Raw genomic sequence first — 21,176 nt, forward strand, 5'->3', positions numbered from 1 at the left:
CTATAGCTTTATTTTTGGATAATTATTTTACGTGTTATATTTATGTTTAATGATTTAACAATTAGTAAATACATTCCGTTTTGCAAGCTAGAAACATCAAGTGTATTGTTTAAAAACATTCCTGAGCTTATTGTTTTCCCATGAATACTTACAATTCTATATTCAGTTTTTTCCAATTCAGAAATTCCAGCAATAAATAATTGATTTCCTTGAACAGGATTTGGATACAAACGAACCTTGGGTTCTATTGTCTCTTTTTGGCTAGCTAAATTTTCTACTTGAATTACTGCTTTGTACCAAGCGCTTCCCCAACCAGCACACCACAAGACATCCTGATTTACTGGATCTGGTTTTAAATCTACAATTCTGTCTGAATGTGCCAATCCTTTATTTATTTTAATCCATGTTTGTCCTGCATCTTGAGATAAATATGCTCCTGGATTTAAAAATTCATCAACTTTATTTGGAACTTGAGCAGCTACAGAAATAGTAATTATATCAGAATTGGCTGGAGATACTTCTATTTGCCATACATAAGGAGCTTCAAAAATTCGTTCCCAAGTAACTCCATCATCAGTACTTTTCCAAACACCACCACCTTCTAAAGTACCAGAACGTGATCCGGTAGCAATAAATAAATCTTTGGTATTTCTATCTATAAAAATATTATTTACCGACTTTATCACCGATGGAATAGTCATCTTAGCAAAGTTTACAGCTCCGTCTACAGACTTATACAATCCGCCTGAATCATTAGTTCCCCACTGATTCATAGCCGCAAAAATTACTTGAGGCTTGTCTGGATGCATAGCAATTCTATTGATACTAGATCCTGCAGGAAAATCATCATTACTAACCGACCAATTGTATCCACCATCCGTAGAGCGATACACTCCATATGCTCCTTTGGTTAAATCTATATTTTTTCCACCACCAATTTCTGAAATAGGCTTATATATAGAAGTAAAATAGATATTATTTGGATTTACAGGATCTATAATTAAAGAATATTGAGTTCCTACAGATTCCCAGGATCCATTATCGGCTTCAAAAATAGTGGCTATGTTTTCCCAAGTTTTCCCTCCATCTGTTGATTTTCTAAATTTCCCTCTGTGTTCTTGTCTCCAAGCTATAAAGTAAATGATATTAGGATTGTTAGGGTGAACGGCAACTGTAGAAATAGAATGTGCTCCGTGATTTCCACTATGATCATGTACTTGTCCTTCTATTTGCTCAACCGCTACAGCATCAGAATCAGGCCAATCTCCAATATCAGTAGTTTGCCATAATCCATGTTCACCACTACACAATAATTTTCTTCCTGGTACTCCTGTTTCTAACAACAAAAACCTTCCTGGTAAATTTGTGTTTCCTCGTCCAATCCACTTATTACTTCCTTCAGATGTTTCATCATCATCAACCTGAGACCAAGAAACTCCTTTGTTGTTAGATCGTAGTAATTGTTGATCTATTCCTGTAAAGACCTGACCAATTGAATTGATAGCTAACATTCTAGTTCCAGCACCTTCGGTTCCTTCATCTTGAGCTACTTGTAAATGCGCAAAATCAATATTAGCTCCAGTTGGATTGTTTTTAGCTTCCCAATAGGATTTATTTTCTTCTTGAATCCAATAAGATCCACTTCTAGCACAAGCAAACCAAGTAGCACCTCCATCTTCGGACTTCCATACATCTCCTGGTCCAAAACCTTTGTCGTGTTTTTTATTATGTACCAAATACAATTCGTTCTTATCAATAGGATTCACGACCAATCTATTATAAACAGGTAGTGTCCAAGTAGGGTAGGTAGTATACGTATTTTTGGATGCTGCTTTTGAAATTCCCAACCAATATGCTACTGCTCTATGATATCGATCTCTTACCCAATAATTATTTATTACCTGAAGGTTTAGTCCTAAGTTTCCTGTTATGCTTTGCCAAGTTAAACCTGCATCTGTACTTTTATACACTCCCCCAGTAGTCGTAATACTTGTCCCGTTAGGAGTGTATTGGGTTTGTTCTACTGTGTATAGTATAAATTCTCCTGTATCTTTATTATAATACGAAGTTAAATCCCTGGGTAAATTATGAGGCAATCCGGTAGCACTTTCCGTCCATGTTTCTCCCGTATCTGTACTTCTAAACATTCCTTGCCCTGTGGCCATAATTAGGACAGATGGATCTGCTGGGTTAAAAATAATTCTACCAACATCTAAATCTGATGAAATTGCAGTCGCTACTTTTCTCCAATTTTTTCCTTTATCTGTCGTTTTCCATACATAGCCATAGTCTGCCCTTCCTATTTTAATTCCGTTTGGCTTTGTTAAGCTTCTGTGATTTTCTTTTACGTTCCAAAAATCACCAGCTCCTAAAAACCAAATATTGTCGTTTGTAGGGTGGACTGCTAATTTAGAATGGGCTTTACCCATTGTTTTTAAATAGGTCCAAGTTCTTCCTCTATCTTGAGTCTCAAAAATTTTCCCGCTCGTACTACTTCCTGTTTGGTTGTTATCAAACAACATTCCATAATCTGGATTTGTTAAGGAAAATTTAATATCAATAACACGTCTTAAATCTACTCCTGTACCATCGTAATCTTTTAAGGTTTGCCACGTTTTTCCATTGTCCCAGGTTCCAAAAGCTGCATGCATATCTGGCCCACTAAACATCACATTAGGGTCTGTAGGATGACACCAAAACTCTTCGCAATAACCAGAAGTTCCTGGTCCAAAACTTTTCCAAACTACTTTATTGCTTGATGTTACTCTTTGTGTTTTAATTTTCTCGAAAAACGGAATTTCTGCGACTACATTAATAGTATTTAAAACTGCATACCCCAATGTTTCGTCAATTTTCCAAATAGTAGAAAAATCAAAGGCATTGTAATTACTCTTGTTTTGTAATTCACTAGTATTTAAAGCTATTGCATTAGTATCTGATGCTCCTGTACTACTTGCATAAAAAGAATGTGTGGGTGCTTTACCATTTTTTCCTCCCGTAGGATTGTCATCTTGAACGGTAGTAATGGCTATGTTATTAGATATAGCTCCATAAAAAACAACTCTATCAATAATGTGCTGACCTCTTGTAGCTCCTACTACACCTCCAGAACCCCAACTTGCTGTTATGTTAGCAGAACTATAACAGTCTTGAACAGTACAAATTGCAGCATCCCACAAAACCCCCACAACTCCTCCTGCCCACCCGGAAGAACCTACATTGATCGTTCCGTTTTTTGTATAGCACTGGGTAACAGAACCTCCTGTCATATACCCTACAACCCCACCAACTCTAGAGATTCCACTTGCTGTAATACTTATATTTTCTATTCCTAAATTGGTAACTACTCCCTTAAAACATCCAAACAAACCAGTTCCTACATTTGCTGCGTTAGGAGCAATTGTTAAGTTTTTTATTTTGTGATGATTTCCATCAAAAGAACCACTAAAAACTGTGGTTAAATTTCCTATGGGACTAAAAGATTGCCCAAACATATCAATAGTATTGGTTAACTTAAAAGCTTTGTTATTCCAATGACTAGTATTGGTTGATAAGGCTATTAAATGTGCTGCTGTTTTTATTAGATAAGGATCTGTGTCTGTTCCTGATCCTCCACCATATTGTGCATTTGAATTTGTTATACTTCCTAGTAAGCATAACAAAAATAGGACTCTATAGACTACTCTTCTTTTTGGGTTTGTAATTTTATGCATATGCCTTTTTTAGATGCTCTAAATTCTATAGAACTTAACGATTCGTAATATTAGCTCAAAAGACAATAAACAAACAGACGATATGTTCTTTTATGTGTAAATAATGGTTAATCTATTTGTTTGTTCAATGAACAACTAAAATCAAAAAAACAGTTTAGTCTAAAAATTTTCTTAGGCTAAACTGTTTTTTAAATTCTAAAAAACTAAAAACTTATTTTTTTAGTATCAATTTATAATCATGTGCTCCTGGAGCAAAATTGCTATGAAAAACTTGAGTTCCATCCCCTCTTTTCCCCCAATTAACTTCTACTCGATTATCTCCTAAAACAATATTGATTAACTTTTCTTTCATTTGTTTTGCAATCTTCGCATACTTTTTATCAAAAGCTAAATTGTTAATTTCATGAGGGTCTTTTTTCATGTAATACAAAGCAGGATCTAGTTCTTTATAACTAGCATTTAAAGCCCAATTCATATCTTCTCCACGTTTTTTAGTAGGACGAGTTTGCATAGAAAACACATAATCTTTAGTACGAATGTAAGCTCTTGGTCCTGTTACTGCATGACTTTCTCCCACAATATAATCTCTTTTAGGGGCTTCTTTTGATGCTACTTTCTGCATGTCTAAACCGTCTAAATATGCATATTCTGATTTTTCTAAATCGGCACCTCCTGCAGCCATAATTGTTGGGGCAATATCTACAAACTCTGTAAAGTCTTTTACCACTTTTCCTGCTGGAAATGCTTTTTTATCCGAAGAAACGACCACTATTGGGTTGTGGCTATCTATATCCCAAGAAGAAAATTTAGAAACAGATCCGTGGTCATTTAATTTCCATCCATGATCTCCACAGACATAGACAATCATATAGGGTTGGTTTTTACTTTTACTATATGCAACAAAATCATCAACTGCTTGTCCAACTAATGCATCTCCATAGGCACAAAAAGCATAATAATCTTGAATCATTTTCTGTTTCTCTGCATCTTTAAAATGGTCAGAATAACCCGCTTCTACTTGTTTTTTTAACTGTTTAGGCATTGTTTCTAACTCTTTTTTATCAAAAGAAGGTACGTTATAAGTATGTTTTTTAAAACGTTCTCTGTAGCTCGCTGGTGGTAGTACTGGTGTATGAGGAAAATCGAACCCTATTTGACAAAACAAAGGTTTATCTGGGTTTACACCTTTAAATTCTCTAGAACCTGCTTTAAATTTTTTATTTTCATTATCTAAATATTTTTTAAAAAATTGAGTGTAATAACCATCTCTTGTTTCTCCTGCTTTTCTAGAACTTACACCGGCTAATATACCTGGAGTAAACGGAGTAAGTGGTCCTTTCTTTTTGTTATAATGTCTAAGTAAATCATACTCTTCCATTGCTTTTTTAGCTGTCCCCTTATAATTTGGCAATTTGTTTTCTAATTCTTTAGAGATATATTGAAATTCCCCCTCTTCAGTTACAAAAAACTCTACGTTTTGTCTTTTTATTTTTTCTCCATTTATTTCATCAAACCAATCTTTACCCCAGCCCGTTAAACCATCTTTTCTTAATTCTTTAAAACTAATGTCTTGTTGGTACATTTTAGCAGATTTTAGCTTTCCACCTTCTTTGGTTTTTAAACGAACTCCTAATTTACCAATATGCAAAGTTTCGTACCCTAACGTAGCCATTTGTTCTGGTAAAGTTGGTTTAGAGCTTGATGCATTGTTGTTATGATATTCAAACTCATACACCCCTGAACGAAATGGATAACGACCATAATGCATAGAAGCACGAGATGGTGCACAACCTGTAGCTTGACAATAGGTATTGATAAACGTAGTTCCTTCTTTAGTTAATTTATCTACGTTTGGAGATTCTACATAACCTAACTTACTCATTTCTTTCCCATCAATCATTTTATTAAAGGCTCTAATAGCATCGTAACGTTGATCATCTGTTAAAATCCAAAGTACGTTGGGTTGTTGCTTTTGTGCCCATGTTGTTTTAGGCAAAAAAATAAAGGCTAACAAGCATAGCAATATTGCTTTATTTAGTTTCATAATTCTTTTCGTTTTTTAATTATTCTATAATGATTTCATCTATTTGCCAAGATCCTGAACTTGCTTTACTTGCAGGTTGAATTCCTACTTGCATAATTCTTTCTTTGATATGTGAAAACTGAGACAAATCCATTGTATAAGTTTTAAATCCTTTATCATTAGCAGAAATAGGAATAGAAATCCATTCTTGCTCGTTCCAATCTACAGGTTCATTAATAGCCCAAAAATTGCCACTGTAACCTCTACTGTACAATGCTACTTTTATACTTTTAGCCACACTGCTGTTTTTAATTTTAAAAGTTATTTTTGAACACAGTTTAGATTCTGTATACAACCATGGAGCACTGGTTATTATCGCATTTTTATCCGTAATAGTTCCCGTAATAACTCCGTCTTTAAACAATACATCTGTTCCCGATCTTGCATGCCACCCCATAGTACTATTGATAAATTTAAATGGCCTCCCTGGTGCAGGGTACATACCATCTTCTTTGGGAATTACAATTGTTCCATCTTGATTAAAAAACACCGGTTTTAAACTAGCACCTCTATAAAAAGCACTGATATCGTGATTCTCTTGTAATACATATTTTTGTCCATGCCAATCAAAAAAACTAGTATGCCCTCCTTTTAAAAATGCTCCTTTTAATTCATAAGGACCATATAAATTTTTAGACATGGCATAGGTAGAACCATAAACTAAATAATACCATCCATTACGTTTAAACAAGGTTGATTTATCATCTGTATTTACTTTATTTCCCTCTTTATCTTGTACTAAAATAGCTTTAGGTTTAGTCGTTAAAGACTTCATATCTTTAGCCAAAGTAGCCATATAATATGTATTTACTCCAAAACAAATGGTATACACATCATCTTCTACAAAAATTTCTGGATCATAAGGGTGTACAGGTACAATTCCTTTTGGTAACAATGGTTTTCCTAATAAATCTTTGTATTCGCCAGTAATTTCATCGGCAACCATTACTCCGGTATCTATATTTCTATTAGAAAAAAACCAGTAATACTTACCGTCTCTTTCTGTAATATCGCCTGCCCAACAATTAGGTTGATTTCCAATATAAGTATCCTTAGGATCTAAACTTCTTGAATAGTTCCAATTTTTTAAATCGGTACTATACCAAACTTCCCATCGGTCCATTCTAAAAGAACCTTTTCCTTCCCAAGATTCATCATGTCCGCAGATTGCAAACACAGTATCGTTCTGAACCCAAGCATGAGGATCTGCCATTCCATGTTCTGGAGCAATGACATCAACTTTTATTGCTTTTTTATACAAATCTTTAGAAGTATAATCATCTAAACCTAGATTTTTTTGTTGCGCAAACACAAAGGACGAAACTCCACATAAAAATAAAAAAACTGTAGTTTTCATTTTGTTTTTATTTTAACCAACCTTCTGTTGATTTGTTTAAGTAAGTAATAAACCATCCTGATCCCCAAGCAGCACTCCACAATACATTTTTATTGTATGGATCTGGTTTTACATCTACCATTTTATTAGGTTGCCCTAAGCCTTTGTTAATTTTTTTCCAGCTTTTTGCTCCGTCTTGAGATAAATAAATTCCAGGATTCATAAAGTTTTTAGAAATATGTCCTGCTTGTGCAGCTACACTAATCACAATTAAATCTTTATCTATTGGAGAGGTTTCTATTTGCCATACAAAAGGAGCTTTAAAAATTTGTTTCCAAGATTTACCGTTGTTTTTACTTCTCCATACTCCACCTTCTTCATAAGTTCCAGTACGTCTACCAGTAGCAATGTATATATTGTGATTATTTCTATCTATAAACACATTATTCACTGCTTTTATCACTGATGGAATCTTCATCTTTTCCCAAGAAGTTCCTTTGTTTGTAGATTTATACAAACCTCCATTATTATCATTTAAAGCTGCATAAATAATATTTGGATTTTTAGGGTCTAGCTCAATTCTTCTGACACTTGCTTTTTTGTGAAAACCTTTATTGCTTAGCTCCCAGGTATAACCACCATCAAAAGAACGATAAAAACCAAATCCTCCTTTGGTTAATTTTGCCGATCCATCTGCTACTTCTGCAATAGGTTTTAAAACGGTACAGAAATACATGTTTTTTGGTTCTTTAGGATCAATTGTTAAAGAATATTGTGTTAATAAACCACGGTACGATGGATTGTTACCTTCAAAAATAGTTGCAATATTTTCCCACGTTTTTCCTCCATCTTGTGTTCTACGTAATTTTCCTCTGTGCTCTTGTCTCCAAGCTAAAGAATAAATTGTATTTGGATCGTTAGGGTGAACTGCCATCGTAGATGTTGAATGCTGTCCGTGCATTCCGCTATGATCATGTACTTGACCATCTATTTGTTCTACAGCTACCGCTTGTTTATCTGGCCAACCATCTAAATCTGTTGTTTGCCACAAACCATGTTCTCCACTAGCTAATAATCTTCTTCCTTTAATTCCAGTTTCGTGCAACATGTATCTACCAGGTAAATTACTATCTCCTCTACCAATCCATTTATTGCTTCCTGGTGATGTTTCAAAATCATCTACTTGTTGCCAAGTTTTTCCATGATCTGTAGATTTTAACGTTTGCTGATCTATACCAATAAATACTTCTCCCTTTATATTGATTGCCAACATACGGTTTCCTGAGCGTTCTGATCCATTGTCCATATTTACTTGCAAATGCGCAAATTCAATATTATCTCCTATAGGGTTGTTTCTTCTTGCCCAATACGCTTTGTCTTTTTTGGCTTTCCAATACATACCGTTACGCGCACAAACTATCCATGTTTTACCACCATTCTCTGTTTTCCAAAGATCTCCTGCTCCAAAGCTTTTATCGTGTTTTTTGTTAAAAACAACATAAATTTCATCCTTATTTAGTGGATTTACTACCAATCTATTAAATACTGGTAAAGCTTCTGTTGGCAATGCTTTTAACTCCGTTTTAATTTCTTTTTTAGATTGTCCAAACCAGTAACCAATAGTATTATAGTATCTATCTATTTCAGGATAAAAACTAATTTTAGTTAAATCAATAGCTAAATTCCCTGTAATATTTGTCCAAGATTTTCCTTCGTCAGTACTTTTGTACACTCCTCCTATAGAAGTTGTGGTGTTTCCTGCTTTTTTATAAACAGTTTGTTCTACTAAAAACAATTCAAAATCTCCCGTTTTAGGATTGTAATAAGAAGTTAAATCACGAGGTAAATTATTTGGTAATCCTTTGTTGGCAGCTTTCCAATTATCACCTCCATTAGTACTTACAAACATCCCATAATTGGTGGCTATAAAAATAGTTGATGGATTTTTAGGATGATAAATAATTCTAGCTACATCTAAATTTCCAGATATATCTGCTGCAATTTTAGTCCATGTTTTTCCTCCATTTTTAGTTTTTAAAATATATCCATAGCTTGCTCTTTTATGAATATTTCCATGAGGTTTTGCTAAACTTCTATGGTTTTCTTTTATATTCCAAAAATCTCCTGCTCCTATTAACCATTCTTTATCATTTTTAGGGTTGATGGTTACTTGTGTATGTGCATTACTTACGTGTTTTCCGCTAGTTCTAGGAATGTCGTAAATTAAATTCCATGTTCTTCCCCTATCATTAGAGGTATACACACCACCTGCACGTTCTATAGCCACACCAAAATCTGGATTTTGTTTAGAGAACGTAATATCGTGTACACGCTCCATGTCTACTCCAAGACCATCAGAGTCTTTAAGAGTATGCCAAGATTTTCCGTTATCCCAAGTACCATAACTTACATGCATGTCGGGGCCCATAAACATTACATTAGCATCTGTGGGATGACACCAAAATTCTTCGTTATATCCTGACATTCCTGGTCCAAAGTTTTTCCAAACAATAGAAGGATTCGAAATAACTTTTTCAGTTTTTATTTTCTTAAAAAACTTTTTTTGTGCTTTAGATTCTTGAGCATTTGCTTGAAACGCAAACAAAGCTGCTACTATAAATAATTTAATATTTCTCATTATTCTAAACGTTGATTATTCTCTAGCTGTTATTTATTCTACCAATTTCCAAGCTCTTACCCAATCGTAAGAAGTTGTTCTTTCTTTTTTAGAACCCGTTAAACCACCATCTGCAGGCACTGGATTCCAGTCGTAGGTTTCTGTAACCATTTTTAAGTGCATTGGAATATTAAAATCTGCAGGAGGTGTAACTTTATTTACCAATTCTCCATCTAAGAAAAACAAGACTTCGTTTTTGTTTTTCCACCAAACTCCATATGTATGAAAATCTTCATACACCTTTCCTTTTTTTAAAATAGCCTTAGCTCCTTTGGTTCCTTTTACAATATCACAATCTGCAGGAATACCTCTACTATGCGTATTAGACCCCATTCTTACATCAGCATCTTTTGCCCAAGCTTTATCTGTTACAATTCTACCTACACATTCTTGAATGTCTAGTTCTGTAGTTCTTTTATCACAGCCTGACAACTCTCTTTTATCACTTATTAACCAAAATGTAGAAGACATAAATGTTTTACTTGCTTTCATTTTACATTCGTAAAAACCGTAAGTCATTGCTTTTTTTGAACTGACCAAACCACAGGCATGTGTAAACTCTTTTTTGTTTTTTACAACAGGTGCTGGCAATTTATAATTGGTAATTCTTAATTCTCCTTTTTCTACTTTTACTGTATTGGGAAAAAATAAACCAGGTGGTCTACCAATCCATCCTCCTATAGAGTTTACCCACTTTTTGGAATCTAATTTTTTCCCATTAAATTCGTCAGACATTTCTTTTATTAACTTCCATTCTTTGTTTAAAAGTTGTAATCCATCATCTTTAATAATGTAAGGTCCTTTTTGAGAAAAAGCTTGTAAGCTCATCATTACAGAAAAAGCAATGAATAAAACTGATTTGATAAAATTCTTTATTTTCATAAATAGTTTAATTATAATAATTCATATGATAAAGTTATTTCTAAAACCGTTAAACAATAGCACATATTGATTTTATATGAAACATAAATGTGTTTTTAACCCAAAACACCAACACTTTTACAAATTGTAAAGTACTGGTGTTTAAGATTTAACTAAAAAAATAAAAACAATCCTATTTTATTTCATTTTGGGTGAAAAATATTTGTCTTCCGTTTTCTAAAACCAAGTCTTTTCCTTTTAATTTAAGAGTCTTTTTTAAACGAATATCTGTACTAGAAGCTCCTATTTTAAATACATAATCTCCTGATTCTACCAACCATTGGTCATTTTTATATTGAACCATTTGTTGTGGTGAAACTTTAAAGGTTACCGTTTTTTCTTTTCCTGATGGAATAGATACTCTTTGAAAACCTTTTAATTGAATAGCTTTCATTGTTGAGGTGTTGTCTAGTGGAGAAACGTACAATTGTACAATTTCAGTTCCATCCATTTTCCCTGTATTTTTAATAGCTACTGAAATAGAAAAACGATCATCTGTTACTTTAGCTGATGATTTTATTTTTAGATTAGAATATTCATACGTAGTGTAAGACAATCCATAACCAAAAGGATATAATGGTTGATTATTTACACTGTAACCATTTTGATAATTTACCTCTTCTCTTTTTTGAGAATTAGGATACGTAACACATAGTTTTGCTGATGGATTTACGTTTCCTAACAAAATATCTGCAACAGCATTTCCTCCTTCTTCTCCAGGAAACCAAGCATTAATAATGGCAGCACATCTACCTTCTAATTTATCAATCACTTGTTGTCTTCCTCCAAATAATACCAAAATAACAGGTTTACCCGTTGCTAATAACTTTTCTACAAAAGCTTCTTGTTCTCCTGGTAAGCCAATTCCTTTTCTACTTCTACCCTCACCATTTAAAGAAATATTTTCTCCTACGGCAGCAATAATTACATCGCTTTCTTTAGCAATAGCAATGGCTTTTTGCAAATCTGGTTGAGGCAAACCTTGTACGGTTAACAATTTTAATTTTCCTAACCTACTGTCACCAAAACCACTTTTATCTATGGTAGCCTCTAGGTCGGCACTCCAATCACAACCACGTTCGTGTTTAAGTTCTACAGAATTTCCTAATCTATTTTCCAATCCTTCTTTTAAAGTTACTAGCTTAGGATTATTAGGATTGTATTGCTCTCCTTTCCAAAAAGCTCTCATTGCTTGATAGGTATAATCACCTAACAAGCCTTGTGTTGTGGCAGCATTTGGACCTACCAAAGCAATTTTTTTAACAGTACTTTTTAAAGGTAAAATTCCATTGTTTTTTAATAGTACTATAGACTGACAAGCAGTTTCGTAAGCTAATTTTCTAAAAGCAGGAGGATCAAAATCTAAAGCTCCATCTTTTCCTATTTGTGGATTTTTAGCCAGCAAACCTAACTTTTCCTTCATGATTAACGATCTTTTTACAGCAACATCAATAGTTTCTTCTGTAATCAATCCCTTTTTAATAGCTTCAGGCAACAAAGGATAAGTTGTTGGCGATGACAATTCTATATCTACTCCTGCATTTAAAGCCATAGCTCCTGCTGTCATTAGATCTGGAGCTTGTTTGTATTTTTTATAGACCATATTAATGGCTCCATAATCACTCACTACCAATCCGTCAAAACCAATTTCTCTTCTTAACATTCTATCCAACATTGTTGGACTTACCGATATAGGTAAAGATTGATACACTCCATAAGAAGGCATTACACTTTTTGCACCTGCAATTTTAATTGCTGCTTCGTGAGGCATTAAATACTCTTCATACAATGTTTTAGCATCGTTATTTTTAGTTCCATAACCTGCAAAATGCTTAACAGTAGCTGCAACTCCAGTATTAAAATTATCTCCTTGTAATCCACTTACAAAGGCAACACCTAAACGAGAAGTTAAGTAAGCATCTTCTCCATAACTTTCTTGATGACGGTTCCAATGTGCTGTTCTACTTAAATCTAACATAGGAGACAAAGCAAAAGTAGCTCCGGCTGCTCTCATATTCTGAGTTGTAGATGCTGTATTTTTTTGCACCAATTCTGGGTTCCAAGAACATCCTACCCCTATTTGTTGAGGAAAAGTGGTAGCTCCTTGTGTAGCAAAACCTGTAATGGCTTCTTCGTGAAAAATAGCAGGAATTTTTAATCGTGTTTCCGTCATTAAATAATGCTGAATTTCACGAACTAAATCTCTTAACTTTTCTGGCGACAAAGCTTGTCCTGTAGAGAACTGACAAAAATGTCCTATTCCATTAGGAATGTGTTCTCTACATTTTTCTAAAGAAAGTTTTCCATCTACCATTAGCTCTCTAATTCTAGTTCCTGTAATTTGAGCTAATTTTTCCTCCATTGTCATGGTAGACATAATGGCTTCTACTTTTGCATCAATTTCTGGAGTACTAAAAGGCTTTGCTAACTTTTCTTGTGCAAAAAGAAAGCTATTGGTCATGAATAAAACGAATAAGATGATGATTTTTTTCATTCTTATTTTTTCTTAATATTTGAATAGTCTTTTCCTCTAATACTTTCGAATTTAGCCAATAACTTATTTAATTGCTTAGGATTTGATTTTGCTAGGTTGTTTTGTTGACTTGGATCTTCTTTTAAATTATACAATTGAAACTCCATATCTATTCCAGATTCTACAAAAGAATGCCAACTCATTTTAGCTCCTTTGTACGGAGGAATCATTACCCAGTCTCCTGTTCTGTATGATGTTTTAGAACCCGCTTCTAACACAATATCTTTACGACCCTTTTTCTTTTTACCCAACAATGCTGGTAATATATTTTGACTATCTGTTGGTTCTGCATCTACTCCAACTAATTCTGCCATGGAGGCTAATAAATCTATCTGACAAACTAAAGCATCTGATACTTTTGGTTTTACAGTACCTTTCCAATACACCATAAACGGCACTCTTGTTCCAGCATCAAACAAACTATATTTTCCTCCACGTAAAACTCCTCCAGGAGTATGTTTTCCTATTTTCTCCATGGCATCATCGTAGTATCCATCTTGTAAAACAGGACCATTATCACTAGAAAAAACAATCAATGTGTTTTCTAAAATTCCTTCCTGCTCTAACGTTTTCATAAACTCACCAATACACCAATCTGCTTCTAAAATTACATCACCTCTTGGTCCCATTCCAGATTTACCTGCAAATCTAGGATGTGGCGTACGTGGTACGTGTGGTTGCTGCATAGCGTAGTACAAAAAGAAAGGACTTTTCTTATGTGTTTTTACATAGTCTTGTGCTTTCTTTAAAAAATGATCTGCCATGTCTGTATCTGTCCATTTTGCAGCATTACCACCTTTCATATATCCAATTCTAGGAATACCATTTACAATACTATTGTTATGTCCGTGGTGCCATTTTAACGTTGTTAATTCAGGGTTATCTTTTCCTGTAGGCTCACCTTCAAAATTCTTTTTATAGCTTACAGAAATAGGATCTTTAGGATCTAATCCATCTACATAACCATTGTCTATATAAACCGTAGGTACACGATCTTGAGTAGCGGCTAAAATATAAGCATCGTCAAAACCAACCTCGTTGGGACCTGGAGAAATATGTTTGTTCCAATTTACATTTCCTGCTCCTAAACCTAAATGCCATTTTCCTACAATAGCAGTTTGATATCCTGCTTTTTTGAACATTTTAGGCAATGTTTCTTGCTTTGTAGTAATAATTAAAGGTGCAGAACCTGGAAGAATTTTTGCTTTTGGATTTCTCCAAGGATACACTCCGGTTAACAAACCATAACGACTTGGTGTACAAGTTGCCGATGTTGCATATCCGTTTGTAAATTTAACTCCTTCATTTGCCAACACATCTATATTGGGAGTGCTTAATTCTGTAGCTCCATAAGAACTTAAATCTCCATACCCCAAATCATCTAAATAGATAACTATTACATTTGGTTTTCCTGGATTTTTTGCTTGTACACTTGCCTGAACAACGAATAGTGCTAACAAAAGTTTCACCGTTAATTTGATTCTCATTTTATTCTATTTGTTTTTATTGATTATTTTTTATCTAAATTTCTTATAATTAAAATAGCATCTGCTTGATTTTTCCAGGGTCTAGAATCCCAAAACTCTAAAGCAATTCCTTTTTTTACATATTTTTCTTCTTTAGTAAACTCACCTGTTAATGTATTAAACCATTGCTTTGTAGCATTTTTATAGTTAAACTTATCAGCAATTACCTTGCTAGCCCCCACCCAATTATTTTCTTTTGGAGCATACATAAGTACAATACCATCTTTTACATTGGTTAAATTATAACCCGCTGAGTTATAATGAGACATTGGTTCACAATTTTCAAAATTTACCGTATCAAACAAGGTTCTCATGTTTTTAAAATAGTTAAACTTAGGTTTGATAAAATTAGCTGGTTGCTCAAAAGGATTGTGAATTACTGCATTCCAAGACATTCCTTGCCAATAATAGGTTGTGTAACCACCTGCAAACAAACACATATAATTTCTTCTTAAACAAGCTTCTGCATTGTCATAAGCTCCAGGAAAAACAACATATGGAGATTCTTCATAACCACCATGTTCTATGTTAAAAATAGGTTTGTTAGGGAAGTCCTTTTTTGCTTTTAACATATTTTGATACAAAGTATGTTGCCAGTTTTGCATAGAAATAAAATCAACCTCATCTTTATGGTTTCTACAAAAACCATAATCGTGTACAGACACCAACCTGTTAAAAGCATCTAATTTTCTAGTTCTTGCAATACGTTCTGAAATGTATTCTTTGGTAGCACGTTCATAATGTAAAGCTTCTTTAGAAACATCCCATACAATATTTGGAAAAGCTTGATATCTTTTTACCACATAATCGTAATACATATTGTCTGCTTTGCTTTGCATGTCTGGCCAGTTTACCAACTTATTCCATACATAAATCATTAAATGGCTTACAATTTCTTTATCATGCATACTAGAAATTACTTTGTCAAAATGACGAAAGAAATCAACATTTAAAGCACTAAAGTCTGGATTTGAATTGGATCCTAAAAACGGAAAAATATCTTCTCTACTTCCATATTCATGTTCTGGGTATTTTAACAATCGTTTGTCTTTAGGCCATTTTACATCGTAAGAATACACATTCATTACAATTTGATTGAAACCATATTTTTCTACCAAAGACAACAGATGTTCTGTTTTAGGAATTGTTTTTTGATTGTAATCTAAAGCAAACAACCAATCACATTCAAAAGCTAGATTAAAATAGTGAGAACCGTCTTGGTAAAATAAATGCTGTGGATTTTCTTTGTTTAAAACCACTCCTCCATGACGATTTTTCTTTGTATTCTTTGTAACTACTATTTTACCTTTCTTTTTGTGTAACTCTTTAATTTCCGATTCTAGAACAAATGTCTTTTTTCCTACAGATGCGCTAGAATATCTAAAAACCCATTGTTTGTTTCCGTTGTAAAATATTGGGATTTTTTGCGTTCCGTTTTCATCTGATACAATGGCATAAACTTCCTTAGAAAAAGGATCTTTAATTTCTGATTTGGTTTTATAAATTAAATCGTTTACTTCCCACTGAACAGTTTTTACAGTTTTAGGATGACTCCATGTTTTAATTTGTGCAACCAAAAGTTGACTACAAAAAAGAAGAATTAAAAACGAGCCTACATGTTTTTTCATTTTTACGAGTATTAAGTGATTGTTTAAATTGAACCAAAGCTTTTATTTAAAAGCTAACATGTAAAATTCATCATTACTCATGACTAATTTTTAACCAAGAGGTATTCAAAAACTATTCAACAGTAATTCAACCCTATCAATAACTAGTCTAGCTTATGCAATATTATTAGTTTAAAAACCAAACTAACAACACGTATGTTTTTCTTAATTAGTCATATGTTTTATTTAAGGTTATTTGTTATCCTTATTTTTGAAAGCATGACTACCCACAAAACAACCTTTTTTTACATCATTCTTTTTAATACAATTTTTTTAACTCCATTTGTGTATGCTAAAAACAGTATAGACAAAAAAATGAACATTACTAATTCTTTAAAAAATGTAGATACCGAAAATGACACTTTAGAAGTTATTAACTGCCTATTAAAAGAAAATAATACACATCGTTACAGAGGTGAGTATGATTTAGCTTTTCAGAAAATTTGGGAAGCTTGGTTACTTGCTGATCAAAAAAAGGATCAAATTGTATTGCAAGAAATTCATAGAAGTTTAGGAATTTTATATGATATTTTTAACAAAGATTCGCTTTCAATACATCACTTAAACACATCATTAAGTATTACAAAAAAGTTGCTCACTCAAAAAAAAGCAAAAAAACACATTGCTATTTCTACATATTTTAGTTTGTCTAGTTTTTGGAGAAAAAGAAAAGATTATACTAAAGCATTAATTTATTTAGATTCTTGTTCTTTTATTGATAATTACAAAAGAGAATTACCTTACGTAATTACAGACAGAGGCTATTGCAACTTACAATTAGGATATTTAGACAAATCCGAAAAATTACTTTACAGAGGAAAAACTCTTTTAGAAAATATAAAATCTCCCTATTTGGTTGTTAATTTAAAGTTTTTAGGAGAACTTAAACGTGAACAAAAAAATTATACCGATGCTTTATTTTTTTACAAACAAGCGATAGCCTTACAAAAAGAGACCAATGTACATTCTGAAATGAAACCCGATTTATTTGACAAAATAGCGGATTTATATATTCTTAAGGGGGATTATATAAATGCTGTAGCTAATTTAAAAGCATCGCAAAAAAGTTTTAAAAGATTGTTTGGTACTACTAACAAAAACAATCAACGTTTGTTTGAAATTAAGAACAACTATTTAGCTGAAATTACCGAAAACAAAAAAGTAATTGAAACACAGGAAGCAATTATTAAAACTAAGAATAAAAAACTAGCGCTTATTTTTAGTTTATTAGGAGTTCTTCTTTTATTTAGTATTGGAATGTATCTTTTGATTTATCAGAGAAATAAAATCAAAAAAATATCATTGATTAATGATTTAGACAAAGAAAAAAATAAAGCCATTTTAAGAGTAAAAAGCAAAGAGCTAACCTCTCATGCTTTAAAGATGATAGAAAAAGAAGAAGCTATTGAAACGTTATTAAAAATAATCAAAGAAAATAATCCTACAGAATACAAACAACTTCAACATAAATATGCAAAAGGAAATGATAATTCTTGGGAAGAATTTAACAAACGTTTTACGGAAGTAAATGTTCATTTTCATGAAACTATTTGTAAAAAATATCCAAATTTATCGCCTACAGAATTAAAACATTGTGCCCTTATTAAATTAAATTTTAATAGTCACGAAATGGCTAAAATTCTTAATATTTCTTTACAAAGTGTACATACTTCTAGATATAGAATTCGTAAAAAAATGGGATTAGATTCCAACGAGAGTTTACAAACTTATATAGGATCTATATAATAAAAAAGCCAACTTGACTCAACAAATTGACTTTTTATTATAAGTTCATAAATTAGTTACTCTATACAAATAACCTCTTTCATCGTTCTGTGATAAATTTTTCCATTGGCATAACTCAAAGAGTTCACTGTCCATGTTTTTCCACTTTCTCCTAAGTCGTTTACAGCAACCAAAGCAGATGCATCAAAAGTTTTTGCATTCGCATCTATTACATACACCATTCCCACAGCATTGGTAAAATAGATATAATTGTTTATCATGGTAGGAGAACCTAAGAAACATTTCTGAAAACCATTTCCTCTAGTTCTAGCATCGGCAGCATTCAATTGTCCCTTAGAGTTCAATCCATCGTTTGTTTGCGTATGTCCGTATACATAGTTCCCTTGATCGTCTATATCTCTAGGCATTTCTAAATGTTCGTTTACACCAGTAACCGTATTGTGTTTTGCCAAATAAGGACTGTATCTTACCATATAAAACAAATCATCTCCTGTAGACAAATTACAATGTCTTTGGTTTTGCAGCCCTTTAATTTTTACATTTTCTTTTAGCTCATAAGCTTGCTTATCTTTATTAAAATTATACTGATTCACAATATTCAATGGCTTTTTAGCAATTAACTCACCTGTCGTTGTATTAATTGTTGCATGATTATCTCCTTTATAAAACCAAGAAGCTTTTTCTTTATCCCAATGCTGTGTACTCAACGCACCCCAACCAGAAATATTATTAGCATCCTTAGGCTTCCAACTCCAAACCAAACGTCCTTGATTTTCTTTTGCCAAAGAAATTAAACTCAAGCCAACAGGTCTTTCTGGAACTCCATGCGGACCTCCTCTACCAATTAGTACAGCAGGTTTTCCATTGGAAGTTTCTCCAATTATTGGAGTATTGTAATGTGTTAATGCCTCTTTGGTAACCCAAACACGTTCACCTGTATTCTTATTAAAAGCATGCAAATAATTCCAATCTTTTATTCGCTCTTGATCTCCTTTTACAGGAGGCTCAACGTTAAAAATTAAATCTTCAAACAACATTGAGTCAAATTGTTTGTTAAATGGTTTTCCTCCTGTGGTTGGCATCCATGTTCTTTCCCTAACAAGACTTCCATCTAACGTAAAACAAGCCATTCCTCCGCTTGCATTTATCGCCCAAACATATTTTCCATCGGTCGCAGGAGCTGGAGTAGTTGCATCGCTAAAACCATAATTATACTGGCTTTCAATTGTCCCTTTTATCGTTTTTTCCCACAAAATTTTTCCTGTTTCTGAATTTAAACACAATAAAACAATGTCTTTGCTACTAGCTCCTCCGTTTTTTAATTTTCTCAATCGCTCTAATTCTTCATAAGCTAGTTTTAAATCTTTAAATTGCTGATGAACATAGTCTTTATAATTTTTTGTAGCTTTTGATAATTCCTGACCAACCTTATGCTTACGCATTAGATTTTTTTCTATTCCTGGTTTTTCCAAATCGGAACCATGCTGATAATATGCATTTTTATCTAATATGTGCTTCCAAGCTTCTAGCAAAGGCTTTAATTCTTTTTTGTAGCTTTTTAACTGACGGTCGTTCTTTTTCTCTAAAACAAGAACTTGATATTCAAAATTAGATTGATAAATTGATTTTGCTTTTTGATATTCTTTTACAACCTCTATGTGCTTTGGGTTGTTATTGGGTGGATTGATGGTTAAAAACAACTTGTCTTTCCATACTGCTATTCCACTTTGCCCACCTTCTGGTAAAGTTGTTTTCCATTTTATATTTTCTCCTGTCCTTACCGACCATTTTATAGGAACATGTCCATCTGTTTTTACTTTCCAACTACCATTAGGTCCGCCAGACATTGGCCATTGGTTTTGGCTATTAGCTACTGTGGTAACCGTATTTTCTGGTGTATTGCAAGAAACCATCAACAAGACAGCAACAACTCCAATAACTTTTTGTTTAAGTCGATTCATTTATTTTGATTTATTCATTTTTATGTATTCTTTGGGAATTTCTCCTGTAAAAGATTTTAAAAATTCTTTGATTTTTGCTATTTCAACAACTTTTAACTGAATTCCTCTTTCGTGAATTCCCATTAATTTGATGGCTTTATCTAAAAGAACTACCGTAGCATCGTGAAAATAAGGAGCCGTTTTTTCTACATTTCTTAAAGGTGCTACCCTAAAAAACATTTTATAAGCAACTTGTTTTTTAAGATGATAAAACCCTAAGTCCTTTTGATTTGGCCAAGGCACTTCTACACCCAATTTGTTAATCATTTGCCCTCCAAAATTAGAACCTGTATGACAGGAATAACAAGCCCTGTTTACAAACAAAATTCCTCCTTCTATTTGAATTGGAGTTAAAGCATTGGTGTCTCCAGTTATAAAAGCATCTATAGGTGCTGGAGTTTTTAACTCACTCATAAATTTTTGCATAACCTCCAGAACATTCTTAAAAAGAATGGCTTTGGATTGCTTAGGAAAGGCTTTTTTAAACTCTTTTTTGTAAACCTTACTTTCTTTTAGGTAAGTAACAATTTCATCTTCGTTACTTCCCATTTCGTGCTGACTCGTAAAAGCTTGTTGTATTTTTTTAGCATAGTTACTTACACCTCCATCTACATTAAAAAGTTCATAACTCAAATTGTTGTATACCGAGGGTACATCTCTATAAAAATTCTCTTTATTTTTTTGATTCAAATAATAAGTTCCATTGGTTCCATATTTCTGTAAATCGTGACAATCATTACATGAGACACCTTTTCCTAACGAAAGCTGTTTGTCAAAAAACAATCGTTTTCCTAATGCTATTTTTTCTTTGTTGCTTTTTATAAAACTCTCATTCTTTTCTACCGCAACAAAATAAGGTTCTAAAGAAGTCCTAAGCTGTGTGGCTTTACCCTCTACAGGTTTCTGAGCAAACAGAAATCCTGTAGACAATACGTAAAGCGCTAACCAACAACTGTATCTTTTATTTTTCACTA

The 21,176-nt window shown here is 33.0% G+C and carries 11 protein-coding genes; 1 reads left to right on the forward strand and 10 read right to left on the reverse strand.

All coding sequences use genetic code 11. The annotated features are described in order from the left end of the window. Window positions 1-8: 8 nt before the first annotated feature. The 8 genes from GGR97_RS11555 to GGR97_RS11590 form a co-directional block, all read right to left on the reverse strand. On the reverse strand, window positions 9-3,713 hold the full coding sequence (locus GGR97_RS11555; RefSeq protein ID WP_167898681.1) for a VPS10 domain-containing protein: 3,705 nt from the start codon (window positions 3,711-3,713) through the stop codon (window positions 9-11). A gap of 211 nt (window positions 3,714-3,924) precedes the next feature. Then, window positions 3,925-5,757 carry a sulfatase-like hydrolase/transferase gene (locus GGR97_RS11560; RefSeq protein WP_167898682.1) on the reverse strand — a complete coding sequence of 611 codons (1,833 nt, stop codon included), beginning with the start codon at window positions 5,755-5,757 and terminating at the stop codon, window positions 3,925-3,927. A 19-nt stretch (window positions 5,758-5,776) separates the two neighbouring features. Continuing rightward, window positions 5,777-7,153 (reverse strand): family 43 glycosylhydrolase, encoded by a 1,377-nt coding sequence (locus GGR97_RS11565; RefSeq protein ID WP_167898683.1) that lies wholly within the window; start codon window positions 7,151-7,153, stop codon window positions 5,777-5,779. 7 nt (window positions 7,154-7,160) lie between these two features. After that, complete coding sequence (locus tag GGR97_RS11570; RefSeq protein ID WP_167898684.1) at window positions 7,161-9,770, reverse strand: WD40/YVTN/BNR-like repeat-containing protein; 2,610 nt, start codon at window positions 9,768-9,770, stop codon at window positions 7,161-7,163. Window positions 9,771-9,803: 33 nt separating this feature from the next. Continuing rightward, the gene (locus GGR97_RS11575; RefSeq protein ID WP_167898685.1) at window positions 9,804-10,691 is read right to left on the reverse strand and encodes a family 16 glycosylhydrolase; all 888 of its coding nucleotides are present in this window, start codon (window positions 10,689-10,691) and stop codon (window positions 9,804-9,806) included. Between the two features lie 172 nt (window positions 10,692-10,863). After that, window positions 10,864-13,224 carry a glycoside hydrolase family 3 N-terminal domain-containing protein gene (locus GGR97_RS11580; RefSeq protein WP_167898686.1) on the reverse strand — a complete coding sequence of 787 codons (2,361 nt, stop codon included), beginning with the start codon at window positions 13,222-13,224 and terminating at the stop codon, window positions 10,864-10,866. A gap of 2 nt (window positions 13,225-13,226) precedes the next feature. Further along, a complete protein-coding gene (locus tag GGR97_RS11585) occupies window positions 13,227-14,750 on the reverse strand; it encodes a sulfatase family protein (protein ID WP_167898687.1) in 1,524 nt (507 codons plus the stop codon). 23 nt (window positions 14,751-14,773) lie between these two features. Further along, window positions 14,774-16,417 carry an apiosidase-like domain-containing protein gene (locus GGR97_RS11590; protein ID WP_167898688.1) on the reverse strand — a complete coding sequence of 548 codons (1,644 nt, stop codon included), beginning with the start codon at window positions 16,415-16,417 and terminating at the stop codon, window positions 14,774-14,776. A gap of 354 nt (window positions 16,418-16,771) precedes the next feature. On the opposite strand from GGR97_RS11590, the gene GGR97_RS11595 reads away from it, so the two are divergent. Next, window positions 16,772-18,202, forward strand: a complete 1,431-nt coding sequence (locus GGR97_RS11595) for a tetratricopeptide repeat protein (protein ID WP_167898689.1) — start codon at window positions 16,772-16,774, stop codon at window positions 18,200-18,202. Window positions 18,203-18,258: 56 nt separating this feature from the next. Here GGR97_RS11595 and GGR97_RS11600 read toward each other — a convergent pair whose 3' ends face one another. Continuing rightward, window positions 18,259-20,163: an outer membrane protein assembly factor BamB family protein gene (locus GGR97_RS11600; RefSeq protein WP_167898690.1), complete on the reverse strand. Its 1,905-nt coding sequence runs from the start codon at window positions 20,161-20,163 to the stop codon at window positions 18,259-18,261. Further along, window positions 20,164-21,174: a cytochrome-c peroxidase gene (locus GGR97_RS11605; RefSeq protein ID WP_167898691.1), complete on the reverse strand. Its 1,011-nt coding sequence runs from the start codon at window positions 21,172-21,174 to the stop codon at window positions 20,164-20,166. Window positions 21,175-21,176: the final 2 nt, after the last annotated feature.

This window comes from Wenyingzhuangia aestuarii, assembly GCF_011927765.1.
GTDB classification, from domain to species: Bacteria; Bacteroidota; Bacteroidia; order Flavobacteriales; family Flavobacteriaceae; genus Wenyingzhuangia; species Wenyingzhuangia aestuarii.

What these genes read in the sequence shown, in the direction of transcription:
- GGR97_RS11575 (WP_167898685.1), bottom strand. Translation starts at nt 10,691, where the DNA reads ATGAAAATAAAGAATTTTATCAAATCAGTTTTATTCATTGCTTTTTCT.
- GGR97_RS11565 (WP_167898683.1), bottom strand. Translation starts at nt 7,153, where the DNA reads ATGAAAACTACAGTTTTTTTATTTTTATGTGGAGTTTCGTCCTTTGTG.
- GGR97_RS11570 (WP_167898684.1), bottom strand. Translation starts at nt 9,770, where the DNA reads ATGAGAAATATTAAATTATTTATAGTAGCAGCTTTGTTTGCGTTTCAA.
- GGR97_RS11585 (WP_167898687.1), bottom strand. Translation starts at nt 14,750, where the DNA reads ATGAGAATCAAATTAACGGTGAAACTTTTGTTAGCACTATTCGTTGTT.
- GGR97_RS11560 (WP_167898682.1), bottom strand. Translation starts at nt 5,757, where the DNA reads ATGAAACTAAATAAAGCAATATTGCTATGCTTGTTAGCCTTTATTTTT.
- GGR97_RS11555 (WP_167898681.1), bottom strand. Translation starts at nt 3,713, where the DNA reads ATGCATAAAATTACAAACCCAAAAAGAAGAGTAGTCTATAGAGTCCTA.
- GGR97_RS11580 (WP_167898686.1), bottom strand. Translation starts at nt 13,224, where the DNA reads ATGAAAAAAATCATCATCTTATTCGTTTTATTCATGACCAATAGCTTT.
- GGR97_RS11595 (WP_167898689.1), top strand. Translation starts at nt 16,772, where the DNA reads ATGAACATTACTAATTCTTTAAAAAATGTAGATACCGAAAATGACACT.
- GGR97_RS11590 (WP_167898688.1), bottom strand. Translation starts at nt 16,417, where the DNA reads ATGAAAAAACATGTAGGCTCGTTTTTAATTCTTCTTTTTTGTAGTCAA.
- GGR97_RS11600 (WP_167898690.1), bottom strand. Translation starts at nt 20,163, where the DNA reads ATGAATCGACTTAAACAAAAAGTTATTGGAGTTGTTGCTGTCTTGTTG.